This window comes from Mycobacterium sp. E2733 (assembly GCF_001667585.1).
Lineage (GTDB): Bacteria > Actinomycetota > Actinomycetes > Mycobacteriales > Mycobacteriaceae > Mycobacterium.
On the sequence record NZ_LZJZ01000061.1, the window covers coordinates 204,321 to 224,366 of the forward strand.

The window sequence follows — 20,046 nt, forward strand, 5'->3', positions numbered from 1 at the left end:
CACGCGAAGTCTGGATCCTGAGCTGGGCGAATGTGATGGTCGCGCTGGGCTACGGTGTCATTTCGCCGGCGATGCCCGCGTTTGCGCATACCTTCGGGGTCAGCATCAAGGCGGTGACTTTCCTGGTCACCGTCTTTTCGCTGAGCCGGCTGTGTTTCGCGCCGGTCAGCGGCGCGCTGGCGCAGCGGTTGGGCGAGCGGCGGATTTACATCGGTGGTTTGCTGATCGTGGCGTTGTCCACCATCGCGTGCGCATATTCGCAGGCCTATTGGCAACTGTTGCTCTTCCGGGCCGTCAGCGGTATCGGCTCGACGATGTTCTATGTCTCGGCATTGGGACTGATGATCCATATCAGCCCGCCCGACGCCCGCGGGCGGATCGCGGGGTTGTTCACGACGTCCTTCATGATCGGTGCGGTCGGCGGGCCGGCGATCGGCGGCCTGACGGCGGGGTGGGGGTTGACCGCTCCCTTCATCGTGTACGGCGTCGCGATGCTGGGTGTGGCGGTGGTGCTGTTTTACGGTCTGCGGCATTCGGAGCTGGCCGCGCCCCCGCCGCCCACCCGGTCAACGGTGACGATGCGCCAGGCGCTGCGCGTCCGCGCCTACTGGGCGGCGCTGCTGGCCAACTTTGCGACGGGCTGGGCGGCATTTGGTCTGCGCGTCGCGCTGGTGCCGCTTTTCCTCGCCGACGTGATGGGGGAAAGCGTCGGCGTCATCGGGGTCGCGCTTGCCGCATTCGCGGGCGGCAACGCCCTGGCCGTCGTCCCGAGCGGCTACCTGTCCGATCGGATGGGTCGGCGCACGTTGTTGATCGTCGGCCTGGCGGCGTCCGGGGTGGCGACCGCCGCGCTGGGAGTCGTGTCGTCATTGTCGGCGTTCATGGTCGCAGCGGCGGTATCGGGTGCGACCACAGGCGTTTTCATGTCGCCGATGCAGGCCGCCGTGGCGGACATTCTCGGCAGCGAGGCACGCGCGGGAATGCCGGTGGCGGCGGTGCAGATGCTGTCCGATCTGGGTGCCATCATCGGCTCCCTGACGGTCGGTTGGGCCGCCGAGAAGCTGAGCTTCGGCTGGGGATTCGGCATCAGCGGGATTGTCTTGCTGGTCGCGGCTGCCGCTTGGGTGCTGGCACCGGAAACGCGGACGCTGATCCATCCGGAGCACGGCCTGGCGGAGCCCCAGGCGGACGGCGAGGCTGCGTGAACAGCAACTTTGAACCGGGGTGGCGGTTGGTGTAGCTTCGATTGGCACGACTTGGGGCTATGGCGCAGCTGGTAGCGCACCACACTGGCAGTGTGGGGGTCAGGGGTTCGAGTCCCCTTAGCTCCACTCAAGACCCGCAGCTCAAGGTGCAATCTCGGATTGGTCCGCCGCGCCAACATTCTCGTCAACACACAGCATTAAGATCGCATGCCATGGCGTCGGTGAGGAAACGCGCCCGCGAGGACGGCACCGAGTACTACCCGGTCCGGTACAGGGTTTGATAGTTTGGCGATCTCTGCTCATGCAAGGTCGGGACCGGGTTTGCGAAGCCAGGGAAAATAAGGCATTCGCCCGGGACAACTCCATCGTTATCGCAGCGCATTACGCAGAGCGCTGATGCGCTCGTTGTTACGGTTGAACTAATGAGCGATCCCACGGGAACAGCGCCGAACGATGGCTTCGAGTTCGTCATCGCGGAACCGGGTGTCGAGCTCGCGGTGCAACGATCCGGAGAAGGTCCGACCGTTCTACTGGTCGGCGGTCTCGGGATGCCGAGCATCACGTGGGACATCTGCGGGCTTCCCCGGTCCCTCGTCGAGGCGGGATTCCAGGTCATCGCATACAACGCGCGTGGAATGTCACCATCTTCCGCACCAGCCGCGCCTTACTCGGTGGCAGACCTCGCCGACGACGCCGCCGCCATACTCGACCATTTCCAGGCTGGGCAGGCCACGGTCGTCGGCTATTCGATGGGCTGTTACACCGCGCAGATGCTGCTGCGCAGCCGGCCTGAGCTGGTGCGTGCGCTGGTCTTGTTCGCCGGGCTGCAGCCCTCGCCGGTGGGTGCGATGGTTGGTGAGATGGAACTCGGCCTGATCGAGCGCTACGGCGAATTGCCGCGCGAGGTACTGGTCTTCGAGCAATTGCTGACCACCCTGCACCCGCCGATGCTGCAAGATCCGGCGACGGTGCAGGGCTGGCAGCAGGCGCTGTCGGCCGGCTATGAGAGCGGGTGGGGCGGATTGGAGGGGTTCAAGGGACAGCTGTCCGCATCGCACCAGTGGATCACGGCCGGCGAACCCACCCCGGAACATCTCGGCGCGATCGACGTGCCCACGCTCGTCCTGGCATTCGAACACGACCTGTTCTTTCCGCCGGCCCTCTGCGAGGCGACGGCCCGACTGATCCCTGACGCCGAATTCGCACAGATCGACGGCGCAGGCCACGGCGGCATCTTCACGGCACCGGGCGACAGCGTCGCCCGGATCACCAATTTCTGCTGTGCTCACCGGGATTCACAGCGCTAGGTGACCGCCATCCCAGTCGTGGTCGTGCATGAACGCGTCTGGGATGTTCACTCGATAGCGGGCGGCCTCGGCGAAAATGGTTGCCGCCACGAGCGGCAGCGCCAGGCTCGGCACAGGATCACGGCGGGTGAAGACGACTCCGTCAGTACGCCGGTAATCGCGCAGAAATTCGCGGAAGGTCTTGTCATTCCGCGACAATTTGCGCCACCCGTATGTCAGCATCGCAGGGCCCAGCATCTTGCTTACGCCAGGTTTGGGCACGATGACCTCGTCGTTTACGCCGAAAAATGCTCTGTCGACCCGCGTTTCCGGATCGAACAACAGAATTCCACCGGTAGCCCGTGGATTGCATTCGACAGTGAAGAGCCCCCGGCCCGGCACCTCGATGAAATCCAAACCCATCTGCCCGGTGAAATTGAACGCCTTGACGCATTCGCGCACCCATGCGGTGATGCCCTCGTGCTGGACAGACTCAAACATCAGGCATGACGTGCCTCCGATCGCATAGCGCACCGGGTAGACGGCGTGTGCTTTTACCTGACCGTTGTGGCAGACGGAATACGAGCAATAGTTCGTGCCGTCGGCCCACTCCTGCGCGATCCACGGATTGTTCGCTTCGAACTTCAGGCCGTGGGGGAGCTTCCCCGGACGCACCTTGTAGACGTCCTCCGAGCCGCGCGAGTAGACGCGCTTGAGGGCGACGGGCTGGTCGAAATCCAGCGCCTCGAGCTCCTCTTGGCTGCGGACCAGCGCAAAGTCGAGGGTGGGTATGCCCAGCGTTTTGAGTGCGGCCTGGAACTCGTACTTGTGCCCTAGCCGGGCCTCGAGATCGAAATCGGAGAAGAACAACTTGCAGCCGTCCGGGAACAGGCCTGGGTATCGCTTGATCGTGTTTGCCAGGATCTCGGTCGATTCGTGGACCGTCACGAGCAGGTCTACGCCCTCCTCGCGGGCGATCTGCGCGAGGGTCTGCGTCCATTCGACCGGTTCATACCTTGGCCGGGGCGTGCGGAAAGTTTTCCTGACCGACGAGGAGAACCTGGTGACGGGAAAGGGCACCGAGTCCGTGATCAGCACATCGTGGCCGGCCGCGGCCATTAAGCGGGCCAGATGAAGTGACAGGTACGACCGACCGAAGGTGATCAGCACGGTCTTTGCGCCAAATTCGGACATCGAACCTCCCTTTGGGAACAGCCGCCACGCGCTTCACGGTCCTGACGCACGCGAGCGCTCGATCGCTGCGGATTCATGGCCTAGGCTTATCGACTCAAACCAATACAAACAAGCGACTACCCGTTTAAGTCACGCACACGCATGACCAAGGCGCAACCCGCAGCCCAGTCCCGATGCCCATGCCCCTTCCGGTTCTCGAGCTTTTCAATTGCACGACAACGAATTTGGCAATAATGGCCAAGCCGCACTAGGTATGCTGATTCGGGCGAGCGCCCACCAAATGTCAGTGGGGCGCCCCCACAACAGCTGTGATTGTCTGTCGGTCGGCATTCACGGCAACTCGGCATCGCACGTGATACCTGGCGTCGGCCCTGGCCAGCGACGGCCCGCCACAAGTACGAGCGTGAACCGATGCCCCGCGGCGATCAATGCCGTGGAAGCCACGGATCCGCGCGTTGTTGTCGATGTATCTGCAGCTGCCGCCGACAAGGCCGACGTGGCACTCGTCGTCTAGTTCCATAATCTGATGTGTCAGGCGAATCCGGCCTTGCAATCCGTTATTCATCCCCACTCGGATGGAAAGCCCCGGAATCCTGTTCTGGCAGGAGTTAATTCACGTCAAGGGCTATTTCAGCGGCGAGTGAGTACCCGGGAATCGCTACGGTGATGCGACCGCGCTGTGCCATCCAGGTTCGGTTCGTGGCGCGCACGCACCGGTCCGGGTGGTGGACCAATGGTCCTGGCAGCCGGGGACAAGTGGCCCTACGCCGTGCCTTGAAGCTGCACGAGGATGAGAAGTCTAGCAACCAAGGGAGCGCTCGGTGGTGGCCTTGATCGCTGCGGCGAGCGCGAATCCGTCGATAGGGGCGAGCGGATGGAACCTGTGCAGACACCAGCGGGGTCCGTAGTGGAGGGCACGCCGTTCGGGCGCTACCGGTTGGTGGAGCTTTTTGGCCGCGGCGGCATGGGCGAGGTGTGGCGGGCCTATGACACCGCCATGGATCGGGTGGTGGCGCTGAAGATGCTGTTGCCGAACGTCGCCGAGGATCCCGCCTATGCCGAGCGGTTCCGCCGCGAGGCCCATGCCGCTGCGGGTTTGAACGAGCCCCACGTCATACCCATCTACGACTTCGGCGAGATCGACGGACGGCTGTTTGTGACCATGCGGCTCATCGAGGGCCGTGACCTGCAAACCCTGCTGGCCGAGGGGCCCCTGGAGCCGGCCCGGGCGATTGGGATCATCGACCAGATCGCCTCGGCCCTGAACGCCGCGCACCGGGTCGGGTTGGTGCACCGCGACGTCAAGCCGTCCAACATCTTGATCGCCGAGAACGATTTCGCCTATCTGATCGACTTCGGCATCGCCCGCGCCGTCGGCGAGGCCGGGCTGACCAGCGCCGGCGCGGTGATCGGCACCTGGGCCTACATGGCCCCCGAGCGCATCAGCACCGGCCAAAGCGATCCCCGCAGCGATATCTATGCGTTGGCCTGTGTGCTCTATGAGTGCCTGACCGGCAGCCCTCCCTTCCCCGGTGAGAGTCTCGAACAACAGATCACCGCGCATCTGACCACCCCGCCGCCACGCCCGTCGGCCATGCACGCGGGCGTGCCGGCGCTGATGGACACGGTCATCGCTACCGGCATGGCCAAAGACCCCGACCAGCGCTACCCGAGCACCATAGAGCTGGCGCGAGCTGCCCGCGCCGCGATCACCACCCCGCTGCCGCGGACCGGCCCGCCACCGCCAGCGCCAAGTATGCCCCCCGCTGGGCCACCAAGTGCGCCGCCCGGTTACTTCCAGCAGGCCACCGGAGTTGCTGCGCACCCACCGGTTTATTCCGCTCCTTGGGGGGCCTATCGGACCGAGGCTCCGTTCGCCGCCGCACCGCCGGGTGCTATCGAACATATCGGTGCGCGCGCCGAGCCGTGGTGGCAGCGCCACGCAATCGCCTTGACAGCCGTTTGTGCGCTGATCGTCACGGCCGTCGCCGTCCCGACGATATTCTGGGCCACAAGTCGCTCGAGTGCCCAGAACCGCCCGTCGCTTCTTTCAGTTAAGGACATAAACACCTTGATGGGCAGGAGCGATCTCGAACTCATCGACAGATACACGGAACTGGAAGATTCGTATTACTCTGTGTCCCCTCCGGAATGTGATCCAGTGAATTCCGTCGGTGACAAGGCCGCGTATTCGCCTGCTGGCATAACCAACATCACTGCAGAACAACTGAGTCAGACCGGTAATCGCGGCAAAGAAAGCGTTACTCAGCTCCTAGGGCAGGCGCCGTCCGCCACCGCCGCACAGCAATTTCTGACCAGAATGACTTCAGCCTGGCGAGCCTGTGACGGAAAGCAATATGCCGACCTCACGGTGAAGATAACCGCCAGAATCACAGACACCGCGCCTCACAGGGCGACTGCACTGCTCGATATCCAAGGCGATTTTGTGGGAGGCAAGAACCTGCTGTGCGAGCATACTTTCGCTGTCGATGGTGATGCTGTCGCAGAGGCCGTCGCATGCGTCGACGACATCGCCAACAAGTCGAAGATCATCAGCGACAAGATACTTCACCGAGGAGACAGTCAACGATGACTTATGCGAACGGCCCCAGATATCCGTGGTGGCAGCGAAAGGCGCTGGTCTGCTCCGCGATCGTATTTGCCGCAGTGGTGGCGATAGCAGCTACCGCCATTATCGCGACAGCGGCTCGCCCCGCTTCGCCCCGTCTTACCGAAACGGATCAACCAGTGGCGGAGGGCGTCGGAAGGTCGTTGCTCTATCCGCAGGAAGTCAACTCCATTTTCGGTGTGAAGGGCATCGCCGTCACCGCTAGTTACGGGAAATTGGCGCACGATACTGCCAAAATCGATCCCGCTGAATGCAGCGCCGTCGCCAATCCGGAGTCCGAACAGGTCTGGGAGGCCGTCGACTGGGAAGCGTTGAGCGGACTGTTGCTCCAATCGCCGGAGGGCGATAATTCCCATTTCGTACTCGAGGCTATCTTCGGCCTCTCTTCACCAGCAGAGGCACAAAAGATGATGACGAAATCGGCCCAGGAATGGAAGTTCTGCCTTGGCAAGCCTTTTTCGGTCACTGAGGAAGGTAAAGAGCCTGTGCGAGAGTCCATGATCGACTTCAATCCGAGCGGCGACATCATGACAGCCTTAGTTACGGTCGAAGGCACTCGATATCGCTGCCAACTTGTGCGCACACGGCTGTCCAAGTATGTGGTCGATGCCCAAGCGTGCGGCTTCGATATCACGGATCAAGCCGAGAAAGTCGCGGAGCTAATTGTCGGCAGACTCAAAGAGAAAAGTGGCAGCTAGTGCATGAAACTGGCCCTCGGGATCGGATGTGAACGAGACAGTATTCGGGAAGTACCGTCTGCTCGAGCTGCTCGGCCAAGGCGGTATGGGACAGGTGTTTCGCGCCTTCGATACGGTAACCGAACGGATCGTCGCCCTGAAGGTGCTATCTCCAGACATGGCTAAGGATGACGTATTCAAAGAGCGGTTCCGGCGTGAGGCGCATGCGGCGGCCGGATTGACAGAACCGCATGTTATCCCGATCCATGGCTTCGGCGAAATCGACGGGCGCCTGTATGTCGATATGCGGCTGATCGACGGCCGCGATCTCGAATCGATGCTTGCGGCCGGACCGTTGCCGCCCGATCGCGGTGTAATGATCATCGAGCAGGTGGCCGCCGCGCTGGCGGCTGCTCATCGGGCCGGGCTCGTGCATCGGGACGTGAAGCCGTCGAACATCGTTGTCGCCGCTAATGATTTCGCGTACCTGATCGACTTCGGCATCGCGCGCGCCATGGACGAGTCGGGCTTGACGGGCACCGGTATGGCGATTGGCACCTTCGCGTATATGGCGCCGGAGCGATTTGAGACTGGCCGACCTGATCACCGCTCCGATATCTATTCGCTGGCGTGTGTGCTGCACGAATGCTTGACCGGTCAGCAACCTTTCGTGGAAAAAGGCACCGAGCAGCAGATCGCGGCGCACTTGACGAGGCCACCGCCACTGCCCTCGGCTATTCTGCCCCAGGTGCCGCGTGAATTCGACGCGGTGGTGGAAAAGGGCATGGCCAAGAATCCAGATGAGCGCTACCAGACGGCCACTGATCTGGCTCGAGCGGCGCGCAGCGCCCTTGCGGGCCATTCCACGACGCTGCCGTATGGCATGCCGTCAGTGACGCAGCTGAATTCAGGTATGCCGTCGGGTGTTCCGGCTTCTTTTTCACCGCGCCCGCCGGGACCGACGCCGGACTGGGCACATGAAACCCTGCTGCGACCTACTTCGGTGCCGCCGACGGCCCTAACGGGCGCGCCGCCCCCGTCGAGACAGATGCCATCACTTGCACGTCGCCGAAAGTGGGTGTTCGCCGGCATCGCCGCCGCGGCTGTGCTTGCTGTTGTGGCAACGATTGCAATGGTCCTGGTCGTTCTCCAGGAGAGCGGTGACTCGGGCCGCAAGACCCCGCCCTCCGCGCCCAGCGCAGCACCACCGACTACCCCGCCGACGACAGCGCCAACCCCGGCAGGGCCCGATATCGACACGCTGCTGTTGAATGGCGGCGAAATCAGTTCGACTACGGGAATTGCAGGTATGCAGCTGGATGGCAGCCGCCAGACCTGGCCATACGTTGTTGCCCCGGTGGCGACGGCGCCCCCCGAGTGTGAGGCGCTGGCTTACTCCGGGTCGTTCGATGAAGCAGAACTGAACGGAACCGGCTGGATCGCGATGCGCGGCGAGATTTACAGGGGACCGGACAGCCACGGGCGTCCGACGGCACAGGAGGCGGTTGTTGAACTGCCGACCGCGCAGCTTACGATCAATCTCCGGGACAGGATTGCCGCCGCGTGGCACCCGTGTAATGGGAAGACCTACACGGCAGAAGGTTATTCATGGGAATCGCGAGTGATGTCCAAGAGTGATCGAACCATCGCGGTTGCCGTGGAGCAGGCAGATCCTGATTGGTCGTGTCAAACGGTCATTACCAGTGCACAGAACTATGTCGTCCTAGCTGAAACATGTAAATTGGGCGCTCCAGCGGCGGAAGCGATAGCCGACAGGATCATCGCTCGCGTGAATGGCCGGTAGAAATCGGCACCGGGGTTGTCCTCGACACCGCTCTAGCCGGCCACGACGGATGGCACCGGGGTTCCTCCGCGGCCATGGCGGTAGTTGCTGGATGATGGGACCCGGCGGCATGATGGGACCCGACCGCATGGGTCAGGGCGGACCGATGGGTCCTCAACAAACGCCTACGACGACGACGCCTCTACGCCGCGCCCCTAGTGTCAACGATGTGGAAGCAAGGCTGACGTACTTGATGTCGGAGATCAGCCTGACGAAGCTGCTTGGGTCGCGCAGTCGGTGCGCCTTGCCGTTGGCCACCAATGGGAACTTGGCCGCATTGATGTCGTGAGCCGCGGCCTCCTGTTCGGGCAGCCCGAACCTGGCCACTTGGGGGCTGGCAGATCGTCGCCCGCGGCAGAAGTATGCACCCAGGAGCCGCCCCGGTCGCCGATGAGCAGCTTCAGCGGTTACTAGCCGCCTATGCCATCCTTCGCGACCCGGCACGTCGGGCCGCCTACGACCGTAGCGCGCCAGGCCCGACACAGGCCCGCCCGGTCAAAACCACAGCCGGGGACAGTCACGCAGTCGACATCCCCATCACCCGCAACGCCCGCCCCCGCCCCGAGTCGGCACGAACGCCGCCGCTGTGGGTGGGACCGGTGCGATGGCACCGCTGAACCGTTGCGTCCTGCATTTATTCGACATCCCCATCACCCGCAACGCCCGCCCCCGCCCCGAGTCGGCACAAACGCCGCCGCTGTGGGTGGGACCGGTGCGATGGCACCGCTGAACCGTTGCGTCCTGCATTTATCGATGGCACCGTCTACGGAGAAGGACCTCACTGGCACCATCGCCAAGGTCGCGAGCTAAGTCCTTCACGCCTCGGGGAGGTTGGCCCGGATAGGTAGCCGCCGCGGGCCCCACTGTCCGGCCGGGCCGTCGTAGATACCGGCCAACTGCCAGCCGCATGCGCGGCAGCGGCCATCGTCTGTTAGGGCATAGTGCCGCATCGCATACCAGTCGCGAACCACGACAGCTGATCCGCACCCTGGGCACAACGTGCTGTCGCCCTCGGCGTCGTGGACGTTGCCGGTGTAGACGAACCGCAGGCCTTCATTGATGCTGATACGGCGGGCCCGCGTCAGCGCGGCGGGCGGTGTGGGCGGTGTGTCTAGCATCTTGTAGTCGGGATGGAATGCGGTGAAATGCACCGGTACGTCGACGCCGAGGTTCTCCCGGATCCACGCGCATTCGGCTGCGATTTCCGCGTCGCTGTCGTTTCCTCCGGAAATCAGCAAAGTGGTGATCTCTAGCCACACCTCCGTCTGATGCCGCAGGTAGACCAAGGTGTCCAAGACATCGTGCAGATGCCCGACGCAGACCTTGCGGTAGAAGTCTTCGGTGAACGCCTTCAAGTCGACGTTGGCGGCGTCGATGTGCAGGTAAAACTCGGCGCGGGGCTGCGGGCACATGTAGCCGGCGGTCACCGCAATCGCGTGGATTCCCCGATCGTGGCAGGCGTCGGCGACATCAGCGGCGTATTCCCAGAAGATCGTCGGATCGTTATAGGTGAATGCCACACTGCGACAACCTAATTCGTCAGCGGTGCGCGGGATGTACGCAGGAGTGGCCGTACTGGCCAGCGTGTCGATCTCGCGGGATTTGGAGAGATTCCAGTTCTGACAAAACTTGCACGCCAGGTTGCACCCGGCGGTTCCGAACGAGAGCACGGCCGATCCGGGGAGGAAGTGGTTGAGCGGCTTCTTCTCGATCGGATCGACGCAGAACCCGCTCGAACGTCCATAGCTGGTGAGCTGCACCTGGTCATCAATCCGGCCGCGGACGAAGCACAGGCCGCGCTGGCCCTCGTGAAGTTTGCAGGCGCGTGGACATACGTCGCACTGGATCCGCCCGTCATCGAGGCGATGCCAGTGTTTGGTGGCGACAGTAAACGGGTCGTTCTGCGAGAGGAGGGTGGTCATAGCATGCTCGAGCGCCAGGCTACCCGCCTTTACACCTGGTCAGCACCAGTTAAGAAAGCAGGTCGTTTGTCGCCACGGCGCTATCGCGGTGCGGGCTCGCGGTGCCGTCCAAGCCTGTTAGCGTCCCGCCCGCTTCGCGCACCAAGATTTGTGCGGCGCGCTCTTGGATTTGGGATACCGCCGACTCGGGTGCGGCGCGCAGAATCACCACCGACAGCGGCAATGCATCGATACCCGCAGGGCCACCGTCGATCAACAGCGAGCCGTTCGGTCAGGTTGGTGGGACGCCGGTGAGCCGCTACACGCTCACCAGCGGGCACGGCATGCGCGTGGGAATCCTCACCTACGGCGGCATCATTCAGTCGATCGAGGTCCCCGATCGCACCGGACATGTCGGCGATGTGGTGCTGGGATTTCCGACTCTGGTCGGCTACCTGAACAACACCGGATCCGCCAAGACCTATTTCGGCGCGATCATCGGCCGCTATGGCAACCGCATCGTTAAGCGAGCTTTCTCGTTGAATGGCAACGAGTATCACTTGCCGATCAACAATAACGGCAATAGCCTGCATGGCTGCACCGCGGGCTTCGATACGAAAGTGTGGCAGGCCAGTCAGGAGAACGGCACCGACAGCGTAGGCCTGAAGCTCCAATATGTCAGTCCGGCAGGCGAAATGGGCTATCCCGGGACGCTGACGACCACCGTCACCTACACCCTGGATGAGAAGAATGAACTGCGGACCAACTACCACGCGACCACCGATGCGCCGACCGTGATCAACCTGACCAATCACAGCTACTTCAACCTGGCAGGTGAAGACACGCTCGACGTCTACGACCAAAAGCTCACAATCGATGCTGACAACTACACGCCGACCGACTCGACACAGATCCCGACGGGGCAGATCGCCACGGTGAAGGGCACACCGTTCGACTTCACATCAACTACCGCGATCGGGGCGCATATCACGGCGAACGACCCGCAGCTGTTGCTGGCCCGGGGTTACGACCACAACTGGGTGATCAACCGCGGCAACAACACGGGCCTGGTGGAGGCGGCCAGGGCCGAGGATCCGCAGACAGGGCGTGTCTTGACTGTCTCCACAACCGAGCCAGGGGTGCAGTTCTACACGTCCAACTTCATCGACGGGTCGTTCACGGGCACGAGCGGGCATATCTACCGGCAGGGAGCGGGATTCACGATGGAGACCCAGCACTACCCGGATTCGCCAAATCACCCGAACTTCCCGACCACCACGCTCCACCCGGGCCAGACCTACGATTCGACAACGGTTTTAGCCTTCAGCGCGGAATGAGCGCCGGTGCGGGCGCCCATATCTGCGGTCGGGCCTCACCATTATCTGATTTTTGAGAGGCACATGAAGTTCGCGCGCCGAAGCCATGCGATAAATCATCGCGGTAGTCACTATCGGTCAGCGCTGCGACTGCTCGATCTCGTCAAGCTGTCTGTCGAGATCGGCCAATTCGATTGCCAGGCGACGCAACTGGTGTGCGACGGCGGCGCGTCGTCGCTCAAGCTGCGCGCGGCGCTCTTCGCGGCCCGCGTCGTGTGCCTCGGTGTGCATGGTGATCGCTTCCGGCGGTCTGGCTGTAAAGGTGCGGAAAACGGCAGTGTGCGATCTGTGCGGTGACGGGCAAGCTGTTGCGCGACTGATAGCACAACTACAGTCAAGCGACACGGCGTCACCGTCGGCCCAACGGACCGATCGGCTCAGGGGTGAGCGGACGCGCGTGTCTTTTGGTGCCTTGGTCTGCGGCTGTGGCACAACGGGTCGGCACACCGTGGCGTCCACGGCGACAATTCGCGCGCCATCTCTTCTGTGCCGTTTCCAAGGATTAACGGCTGCGACAGCCACTCGGATGGACCCCCGCAGGTTTCGCACAATCGGTCGGGCGCTGGCTGAGTATGAATCTGAAGCCTCATGGTGTCGATTGTGGAGGGACCGTCGGGCGCAGCGGTCCTGATTCGGGCACGTCTCGGGCACAGTTTCAATACAAGCGATTCCTTCAAACGGAGGTTGTGCAGGTCGCATCATGGGGCCCGTTACCCCGTCGAAAAGAGCTCGGCAGCACACCCGCTTCGCGGTTCTCGCCGTTCCGCAAGCATGTACGCGCAGGTGCTCTACCGGTTCTACAGTAAGCAGTCGCCGACGTCTTTTCAGGACCTCGCTTCGGCGACGAGGTTCCAGAAAATGGTCGAAACCGTTATGTGCCCGACCGCGGTTGAGGCGATGTCGTCACCCGTGTGCCGCCGGTGATGTCGCCGCCCGCGGCTCGCCGGCGTCCCACCAGGTACCAGGTATGCATCACACCCTTGCCCTTGACCACGACGTCACCTCGCTCTTCGAACAGGAAGTCGTCCTTGAGCCGTTCATAGACTTCATGCGGTACTTGGATGCGGCCCTCGCGATCAGTTGACTCCATGCGTGAGGCGACATTGACCGCATCTCCCCATACGTCGTAGAAGAATCGGCGCGCACCGACCACGCCGGCGATCACGGGACCCGCAGCCAGCCCGATTCGCAGCGGAACCGGTCGTCCCCAAGGGTCGCGCAGGTCTGCCACCGCGTCGGCGATGTCGAGCGCGAGGTTTGCGAGCGCCTCGAGATGATCCGGGCGGGACATGGGCACTCCGCTGACCACCATGTAACAGTCCCCGCTGGTTTTGATTTTCTCCAAGTCGTGGCGATCGACCAGCCGGTCAAGATCGGTGTAAAGCTGGTTTAGGAACTTCACCAAGTCCGCAGGGTTCGTGGTGCTGGCCCATTGGGTAAATCCAGCGATGTCGGCCAGCAGAATCGAAGCGTCTTCGTACTTGTCGGCGATGATGCTCGCGTCCGGATTCTTCAACTGCTCGGCGACACTCGCGGGCAAGATGTTGGCCAGCAACGACTCCGATCTCCGGTACTCCAGGTCCATGACCTCCTCCGCATGGGCCATCTCACGCAGCGCGTACCAGACCGTTGCGACAATCATCCCGCAGGCCACGACCAGCGCGAAGGCGAAATTCACTGTGACGGCCCAGGCAGGCCGGATTCCGGTGTCGTGCGGAACAACGGTATACAACGTCACCGCGAGCCCAGCGCCGATGCCCACGAGGCCAGAAACGAGGGCGATGTGCTCGACACCGAGCAGCAACACCACAAGGGGAGCCGACACGAGAAAGTAGAACTGCAGACCCGAGCCGGTGCCCACCAACCAGCAGAGGACGAAGATCGTCGCGTAGGTGCAGCCGATAAAGGTCACCGGTGCCGCCAATTCACCGAACCGGTGAAGGCGTGGCACCAGTGCGAAGATGATTGCCGGGACGACGTAGATGAGAAGGACGCGTCGGAACTCCGCTCCGGTGACGACGCTGAAGCCGATTCCGAAGCTCAAGGTGCAGAAAGCAGCTGACCATGTCGCGAGCCTCAGCACCCGGAGCCGACGCTCGACGCGGAGGCCGTAGTGCTGATCACGTACCGGGACGGTCGCGCTCCAGCGCAGACCCCCGAGCCGCTTCGACCGGCGAAGCGGACCACCTGGTCGCGCGACTGGCGGGTTTTCGCACTGGCCGCCATGCCCTTAGCTTATTACCTTGTGCTGCAATAGTTTTGGAATTGATATTTGTATTGACCGGATGGCCTTTGCGCACCGCGCTCGGTTAAACCGCTGACCAGCGAGAATCGAGAATATCTCGGAATGAGCCGGCCAATTACCCGTAGACTGACCGCGCCAGACGCCGAGATGACCGAGCACCACGGTTGACCAGGTAAGTACCGAGATGGCCGAATGGTGCAACCGGCCGTTGGAGCCGACCTATCCGGTGGTGTTTACCGACGCGATCTTCCTCAAGGAGCGCGACGGCCGGGTTGGGAGCTAGACGACGCTCAGGCGGGTCGCCCTTGGGCGCGACGGATGTTGTCCTGTTCGTGAAAATTCGCGTCGGGGCACCAGATGATTGGCCACTCTAGCCAGGGCGGGTCGATCTCGTGGTCACCAAAGAACACGGTGTGTTCCGACTGAGAGGGCACCAGCTTCCAGCCCCATTGATCGCCGCGCAACTCACGCACCAGCAGCGCTCCGTCAGCCGAGCGGCGCACGGTCCCTCGCGGCGCATCGTTCATGTGCTCAGTTCTACATCTTTTTTGAGCCGCCAGCAGCAACTCGGCGAACTAGGGGCGTCACCGACAGCGGCGCAATCTTCCAAAGTCAGGCGGTGGTGTGGACGATCAGCACATCGGTTCTGGCCCGGCGTGACACATTGCCCGGCACGGAGAATAACCGGCCGATTATCCGGTCCAGCCCTACCCGACCGACTATCAGTAGGTCGGCCTTCGCCTCATTAGCGAGGCCCACCAGCGCCTCTACCGGAGCACCGGGAATTGGCCGCTCTTCGATGTTTCTCGCTCCGGCCGCTTGAGCCCGATCGCTGGCCTCGCGCAAGACCGCAGACGATTTGCGTGCAGCCGACGAACCCGATGAATATCCCGTCGCAATGATCAGCTTCGCGTTCGACCGGGCAGCAATCTCAGCTGCGCGGTCGACTGCGCGCAGCGATGTCGGCGACCCGTCGGTGCCAACCACCAACGTCTGATAGCCGCTCATTTGCCCCCAAGGTCTCCGATAGCCGTGTCATTTGTCCTGGTGGAATACCCTGCCAAGCAGTGTTTACAACACTCCTTAATAATTTCCACCGTTGTGGGAGCATGCCGCAAACGTTGGGGGCGTACTGGCCTGGCAATGTGCCCGTAGTTGGCGATCTGGTCCGCTGCACCGATGGCTCGTGAATGACGAGGCTGCCGCCTGCGGATCCTGGGTAACGTCGATGCGGTACCAGCCGACTTAACGTCCATGATGATGAAGAGGCGGCTGATTGTGTTGAGCTTTTCCTTTGCGTTCATCGTCACCGCCGTAGCGGGGGCAGTGGTGGCTGTCGTAGCTTGCGCGGTGCTGTTAATGGTCATAAGAGCGGAGGCACGCGGAGACGCGGCGCGCCGCGAGGCAGCAGAAGCCCCGACAGAAGCCAGGGTGGCGGTGGCAGAAGCAGTAATTGCAGAAGCCGAGGCAGTGATCGCAGCGGCACGACTACGCCTGCTCGGAGGAGCCGCTTCCTGACCCCCATCGGCCATGGAGACGACCCCGCCTGGGCGGCAAGAAAGTGCGCGCGTACCCCAGGAGAGAAGGAGCGGCCCGATCAACGCGGGGCCCTGTGCGGCGTGCGCCAGTCCGTCGCAGTCAGCCACGGTGAACGGTCAGATCCTGATGCCGGAGCAGACCGGCAGGGTCGCAATCTATGGCGCCTGTTCGGATAGCGGTCGTTTTGCTGCGCGGTTCGCAGCAGACTTCTATAAGTGGTCCATCACTTGGATTAGGGTTAAATCATGGGTGCCGAGTTCATCGAAATCCGGATAACCCACCCTCAGGGATTTGTCCAACCCGCACCCGAGGCCGTGCGCCCCCGACTGCTGGACTGGCAGGTTGATGTCAAGGGCAGGCACGTCGCCGGGCGTTACCGGATAACCCGCTACGAGCAGGATGGCCAACCGAGGTGGTGGTTGGACGGAACTGGCCAGCACCCATGGACGAGCGACGATGTCGAGTATCTAAAGGACGTGGCCGAGCACCACGCGGGCCGGCTGCTGCACAGACAGCGGTGGCGGCCCAAGAGCATGTACAACGGCCAGGAGCCGCCGCTGTGGATAGGTGGTCGAGGGTGGTTTTCATAGGTGACCGCTCTTGGCGCCGTCAAGATCCGAGATGGAAACCGCAGGTAACGACCGGTACTTAATCGGAACGAGGCGGAATTAAACCGCAGTTAGCGCCTCATTCTGCCTGGTTAAGCAGGGGTTCGAGTCCCCTTAGCTCCACAAATTCGGCGGCCCTACTCCGACCCCGACCGAAAATGAGGGGAAAGGGTAGGTGCGTCTGTGGCGGTAAAAGGGCAAGGCTCCGTTTCGCGAACAAGGGTGTTCTTTCGTCGCGAGTGACGTCGAGATCGTCGATCCCAAGAGCATCCTTCAGCAGCTAAGGTTCAATTGACGTCGGAAAACAGCCTGACGCAGCCGCTGAAGGGTTGCAGAGACTGGATGCAAGTGTGGCGAGAAGGGAGAAATTGCAGTGAATCTCTCAGCAGCGCATCTCTCATTATTTGGCTGGGGGTGCTTGGGCGCCGCATTCCCCGAAATCACTCGACAGGCTCAAATAAAGGCTCAGAAGGTCGATGGGCCCTTCAGGTACTACTTTTTCACGGTGGTGTTCGTAATTGCCTCCGGATTGGTGGTTTTAGCATTGCCTGGACAGCTTTCAGCCTTGACTGCAATCTATGCGGGAGCGGCCGCACCGGTGATCGTGTCAAAAGGGGCGGAGACGTTCGTCAGTTTGAAGCCCAAACAGGACGGCGAACATTCCACAGCTACAACGCCGGGCGCCGTCCTAGACGATATATCAGGTCTAACGCCGGATGCCATCTATGTCAAAACCAACCAGCGCTTCTTGAGGGCGAATAGTTTCGCAAGATTTCTTCTCTCACTATAACCTATCCGAAAGAGTGCCGTGTATGGTTCAAGCGAGGGTTCGATGCGCAGTTATACCAGGTACGCAACTTGCTTTGTGCTTCATTGTTGACATGTAACGTTCGAACTCGCGATGGGCGCGCTCTTTCCAGGCCGAGGCTCGGGACTTTTCGCGGTTATTAACAAGATCGTACAGTTCTTAGATCCCGAACGACGTCGTCTGTGAACGAGCCTGTTGATACGATTGAGGTCGAAAGTGATCCCACGGCCTCTAGAGCAGATTGAAATGCTTTGGCTCGGCGACGTCTATGAGTTTGACTGCAGTGGATGCCGAATCCTTACGGAGAGCTAATACAAACTGATAACTTGGGTTAATTGTGGTTGGGCTGCGCTTATATCCGACCCTGATAGGCCAATCCGAGATGAAATAGCCGAGGCAATATCTAGTCTCGGACTTCGGACAAAGGCCGAGGCGCAGCCAAACCTATTTCCTTTGTCCTGCTGGCGGCTTAGCCGGTTTGTCGCTAACCTTGCTCTGCGATGATTTCACCGGTTTCAGTCGAAACCATCGCCGCTTTCCGTAGCGTCCCCTCTGCGGTGCGCACCGTCAAGTCGACGAACTGGGACTGATCCTCCGACAGCGGCTGGGGTTCGACGACGGCACTGGCATCGAGGCCTCTATATCGGGCCACCTTCTCCGCCAGGGTTTTCCGATCGGGCAGGGACCGAATCCCCGGTGGTGGTTCCTTCGTCTGCCTGCGCGTGTCCTCGATGAGGACGTCTGGCGCTGATTTAGCGATCAGCTCTCGCAGTTCGTCGTCGGACAACTTCCCCATCGCATGTACCGTCCTTCCTTGCTGGTGGCTAGCATCCCAAGCCGAGGCAAGTGAATTGAGCAAGCGTCTTATACGCGATCGCGAGGTCATTCGCGTCGGTTAGCGTGGTTAGCCTGCTAGAAAAATCATACTTTGCCTCAAGCAGCGCGGCGGCCGGTGAGTTACAGGCCAGGATCGACCGCCATAAAGCACGGTGAAACGGGCCTGAGGCGGTGTCATAGGGCGGCTTGGTCGGTGACCAGTGCGCGCCGGTACAACCGAATACACCGCGCGCGCCCGCCGCTAGCAGCGTCAGCGCAATGCTTTGGCCGGCAAGTCTTCCAACAATCGGCTGCCCGGGCTTCCAATCGGCGGCTTTTGTAGAGGCTGGCAGTGCGCCCCAGCAGCAACCCAACACGGCGAAATCGACGTCTGAGGTCGGGAGATGACCCAGGGTCACAGCTTCGACGCAGTTGCCTGTCGGCCATTCACCCCAGAATCGCGTGGCATCGGAGTCGGAGCCATGCAGCATGCAATAGAAGTGGCTGCCGTCAAGTTCGCCGGGCGTGAGGCTGCGCGAGTCCGTTGGTCCGCTCACCAGCAGACTGGTGGCGCCCGGCAGAGTGTCGAAAATTTCTATCACGAACTCCCTGGCCGAATTCCGGATCCCGCTGCGTACTTTCGTAGCGGCCGGCTCGGCCTGCAAGGCCTTGAGTGTGAACAAGGCATCGTGGCAGTCGGGAACCCGCGAGACTGGTATCTCAGGCAGCCAGTCACCGTCTATATCGACATAACTGTCGTCCGACCAGACGACAAAACCGTCAGGATCAGCTGCACGCACGATCTGTTTCATGGATGCGGAGGTCTCGGGGGGGATTGACTCGACTTGCGCGGAGGGGATGACGTCATAGCCGCCAAGGATCACGACTTGCGCTGGTGGCCGCTCATCGATCCTTGCGCGGAGGGCCGCGGCAATGTCGTCTACCGTCGACGCCCCGACGTTGGCAACGTCACATACCCGATGTCCCCCTCGGCCGATCGCGTCGATAATGGTTGCCACCACGTTGGGCGTGATGTGTTCGCCCAATTTAACGAGATCGGTCAGGAACAGAAGAGGCGGCAAGTCGCGGCCGCCGCCTATCTCAAACTTGTTTTGGCTCAGTGTGGGTCGATTCGAGGGTTGCGTCGGCGTGCCTGGCGAAAGGCGCGCTGATGTTGGCGCTCTCACAATCGCTTCGGACGTGACGGGTTGCGCTGTGCCGGAAGTGGCATCTGCGGCGAGGATGAGGTCAAATTTGATCGTGACCGTTGTGGCGCGCGCAGGGATTTCGAACGCCATCGATTCCAGACGGGGCTGGGAACCGACAGCCGCGGCAGGCGCGGCCAGGGGGGTCGTTCGTGTGGGCGTTGTGGCTGCGGCTGCGTCGGGCGCGTTCGGTTCAAGAATGTTAGTCGCGCCGCTTGGAAAGATGGCGTAGCCGTCTGCCTCAATCCTCATCTTCAGATGACCCGATCGGTCAGTGCGGATCCATCTCGGAGATGCGGCTCGCTGATTGAGCAGCTGAAGCGTGTCAGGATTGGGGTGGGCCGGATGTCCACGGCCACAACAGATCCCCACCACGTCGGTTGAACCAAGGGCATCGAGGAACCCGGGACTGACCGCATTGTCGGAACCGTGATGCGACAGTTTGGCAAAGACGTACGGAGCCTGTTCAGCGATGGACTTCAGCAGCCGGTCGCGCTCAGCCATCAGTGTCTCATCACTGGATCCCAATGAGGCAAACTGAAAATCGCCGCCCAGCAGTATGTTTCGCGGTCCGCTTAGCGTGGGAACGGAGAATGTGCATACCACTGACTGGGCGTTGACAAGGTGGCCCAACCGTTGCTGGGCGTCGAGTGCATTGACGATGACACCGCTGTCTTGAGCAGTCAGCCGCAACGCCTTTGCCGCGTCGATGAC

16 protein-coding genes, 1 tRNA gene and 3 pseudogenes are annotated in these 20,046 nt (G+C 61.8%); 11 read left to right on the plus strand and 9 right to left on the minus strand.

Annotated features, from left to right (window positions below):
- Positions 1–17: 17 nt before the first annotated feature.
- From A5678_RS12015 to A5678_RS12025, 3 genes are all read left to right on the plus strand, one after another.
- Positions 18–1,205 carry an MFS transporter gene (locus tag A5678_RS12015; protein ID WP_368664893.1) on the plus strand — a complete coding sequence of 396 codons (1,188 nt, stop codon included), beginning with the start codon at positions 18–20 and terminating at the stop codon, positions 1,203–1,205.
- Positions 1,206–1,258: 53 nt separating this feature from the next.
- Positions 1,259–1,331: transfer RNA gene (locus tag A5678_RS12020), tRNA-Ala, on the plus strand.
- A gap of 296 nt (positions 1,332–1,627) precedes the next feature.
- Positions 1,628–2,512 carry an alpha/beta fold hydrolase gene (locus A5678_RS12025; RefSeq protein ID WP_068042483.1) on the plus strand — a complete coding sequence of 295 codons (885 nt, stop codon included), beginning with the start codon at positions 1,628–1,630 and terminating at the stop codon, positions 2,510–2,512.
- Here A5678_RS12025 and A5678_RS12030 read toward each other — a convergent pair.
- Positions 2,501–3,685, minus strand: a complete 1,185-nt coding sequence (locus A5678_RS12030; RefSeq protein ID WP_068042485.1) for an ATP-grasp domain-containing protein — start codon at positions 3,683–3,685, stop codon at positions 2,501–2,503. The genes A5678_RS12025 and A5678_RS12030 overlap by 12 nt on opposite strands.
- An 874-nt stretch (positions 3,686–4,559) precedes the next feature.
- Between A5678_RS12030 and A5678_RS26465 the strand changes: the two genes are divergently transcribed.
- Genes A5678_RS26465 through A5678_RS27050 form a run of 3 tightly spaced genes read left to right on the plus strand, consistent with a single transcriptional unit; the run spans position 4,560 to position 8,795 of the window.
- Complete coding sequence (locus A5678_RS26465; protein WP_156746866.1) at positions 4,560–6,278, plus strand: serine/threonine-protein kinase PknH/PknJ; 1,719 nt, start codon at positions 4,560–4,562, stop codon at positions 6,276–6,278.
- Positions 6,275–7,012: a sensor domain-containing protein gene (locus tag A5678_RS12040; RefSeq protein WP_197502111.1), complete on the plus strand. Its 738-nt coding sequence runs from the start codon at positions 6,275–6,277 to the stop codon at positions 7,010–7,012. The genes A5678_RS26465 and A5678_RS12040 overlap by 4 nt, the downstream gene beginning before the upstream one ends.
- A 28-nt stretch (positions 7,013–7,040) precedes the next feature.
- Complete coding sequence (locus tag A5678_RS27050) at positions 7,041–8,795, plus strand: serine/threonine-protein kinase PknH/PknJ (protein ID WP_068042489.1); 1,755 nt, start codon at positions 7,041–7,043, stop codon at positions 8,793–8,795.
- Between the two features lie 225 nt (positions 8,796–9,020).
- Here A5678_RS27050 and A5678_RS27055 read toward each other — a convergent pair.
- The 3 genes and pseudogenes from A5678_RS27055 to A5678_RS26475 all read right to left on the minus strand — a co-directional run.
- Positions 9,021–9,192 (minus strand): annotated as a pseudogene (locus A5678_RS27055) (dihydrolipoyl dehydrogenase); the annotation flags it as partial.
- Between the two features lie 457 nt (positions 9,193–9,649).
- Positions 9,650–10,756: an AmmeMemoRadiSam system radical SAM enzyme gene (amrS, locus tag A5678_RS12050; protein ID WP_068042491.1), complete on the minus strand. Its 1,107-nt coding sequence runs from the start codon at positions 10,754–10,756 to the stop codon at positions 9,650–9,652.
- 49 nt (positions 10,757–10,805) lie between these two features.
- Positions 10,806–10,904, minus strand: a pseudogene (locus A5678_RS26475) (histidinol-phosphatase); the annotation flags it as partial.
- Here A5678_RS26475 and A5678_RS12055 point away from each other — a divergent pair.
- Both A5678_RS12055 and A5678_RS27060 read left to right on the plus strand, forming a co-directional pair.
- A complete protein-coding gene (locus A5678_RS12055) occupies positions 10,858–12,072 on the plus strand; it encodes an aldose epimerase family protein (protein ID WP_231983647.1) in 1,215 nt (404 codons plus the stop codon). The pseudogene A5678_RS26475 and the gene A5678_RS12055 sit on opposite strands and share 47 nt — an antisense overlap.
- Positions 12,073–12,135: 63 nt before the next feature.
- Positions 12,136–12,408, plus strand: a complete 273-nt coding sequence (locus tag A5678_RS27060; protein ID WP_156746868.1) for a hypothetical protein — start codon at positions 12,136–12,138, stop codon at positions 12,406–12,408.
- Positions 12,409–12,982: 574 nt separating this feature from the next.
- Here the strand turns inward: A5678_RS27060 and A5678_RS12060 are convergent.
- Positions 12,983–14,263 carry an adenylate/guanylate cyclase domain-containing protein gene (locus A5678_RS12060; protein WP_068042493.1) on the minus strand — a complete coding sequence of 427 codons (1,281 nt, stop codon included), beginning with the start codon at positions 14,261–14,263 and terminating at the stop codon, positions 12,983–12,985.
- A gap of 259 nt (positions 14,264–14,522) precedes the next feature.
- Between A5678_RS12060 and A5678_RS27065 the strand changes: the two are divergent.
- A pseudogene (locus tag A5678_RS27065) lies at positions 14,523–14,639 on the plus strand (transposase); the annotation flags it as partial.
- A gap of 7 nt (positions 14,640–14,646) precedes the next feature.
- Here A5678_RS27065 and A5678_RS12065 read toward each other — a convergent pair.
- Together A5678_RS12065 and A5678_RS12070 are read right to left on the minus strand one after the other, a co-directional pair.
- On the minus strand, positions 14,647–14,883 hold the full coding sequence (locus tag A5678_RS12065; protein WP_068042495.1) for a hypothetical protein: 237 nt from the start codon (positions 14,881–14,883) through the stop codon (positions 14,647–14,649).
- Between the two features lie 85 nt (positions 14,884–14,968).
- Positions 14,969–15,364: a universal stress protein gene (locus tag A5678_RS12070; protein WP_068042497.1), complete on the minus strand. Its 396-nt coding sequence runs from the start codon at positions 15,362–15,364 to the stop codon at positions 14,969–14,971.
- Between the two features lie 776 nt (positions 15,365–16,140).
- Between A5678_RS12070 and A5678_RS12080 the strand changes: the two genes are divergently transcribed.
- Together A5678_RS12080 and A5678_RS27070 are read left to right on the plus strand one after the other, a co-directional pair.
- Positions 16,141–16,485, plus strand: coding sequence for a hypothetical protein (locus tag A5678_RS12080; protein ID WP_068042501.1), 345 nt, complete (start codon positions 16,141–16,143; stop codon positions 16,483–16,485).
- A gap of 391 nt (positions 16,486–16,876) precedes the next feature.
- Positions 16,877–17,293, plus strand: a complete 417-nt coding sequence (locus A5678_RS27070; protein ID WP_156746869.1) for a hypothetical protein — start codon at positions 16,877–16,879, stop codon at positions 17,291–17,293.
- Between the two features lie 502 nt (positions 17,294–17,795).
- Here the strand turns inward: A5678_RS27070 and A5678_RS12085 are convergent.
- Together A5678_RS12085 and A5678_RS27515 are read right to left on the minus strand one after the other, a co-directional pair.
- Positions 17,796–18,098, minus strand: coding sequence for a hypothetical protein (locus A5678_RS12085; RefSeq protein WP_156746870.1), 303 nt, complete (start codon positions 18,096–18,098; stop codon positions 17,796–17,798).
- Between the two features lie 37 nt (positions 18,099–18,135).
- On the minus strand, positions 18,136–20,046 hold a 1,911-nt coding region (locus tag A5678_RS27515; protein WP_197502112.1), incomplete at its 5' end, for a hypothetical protein.

Bases quoted from the DNA above. Each gene is read 5' to 3' on its own strand.
- A5678_RS12025 (WP_068042483.1), top strand. From the start codon at position 1,628: ATGAGCGATCCCACGGGAACAGCGCCGAACGATGGCTTCGAGTTCGTC.
- A5678_RS12070 (WP_068042497.1), bottom strand. From the start codon at position 15,364: ATGAGCGGCTATCAGACGTTGGTGGTTGGCACCGACGGGTCGCCGACA.
- A5678_RS12030 (WP_068042485.1), bottom strand. From the start codon at position 3,685: ATGTCCGAATTTGGCGCAAAGACCGTGCTGATCACCTTCGGTCGGTCG.
- A5678_RS12040 (WP_197502111.1), top strand. From the start codon at position 6,275: ATGACTTATGCGAACGGCCCCAGATATCCGTGGTGGCAGCGAAAGGCG.
- A5678_RS26465 (WP_156746866.1), top strand. From the start codon at position 4,560: ATGGAACCTGTGCAGACACCAGCGGGGTCCGTAGTGGAGGGCACGCCG.
- amrS (WP_068042491.1), bottom strand. From the start codon at position 10,756: ATGACCACCCTCCTCTCGCAGAACGACCCGTTTACTGTCGCCACCAAA.
- A5678_RS12065 (WP_068042495.1), bottom strand. From the start codon at position 14,883: ATGAACGATGCGCCGCGAGGGACCGTGCGCCGCTCGGCTGACGGAGCG.
- A5678_RS27060 (WP_156746868.1), top strand. From the start codon at position 12,136: ATGAAGTTCGCGCGCCGAAGCCATGCGATAAATCATCGCGGTAGTCAC.
- A5678_RS12080 (WP_068042501.1), top strand. From the start codon at position 16,141: ATGGGTGCCGAGTTCATCGAAATCCGGATAACCCACCCTCAGGGATTT.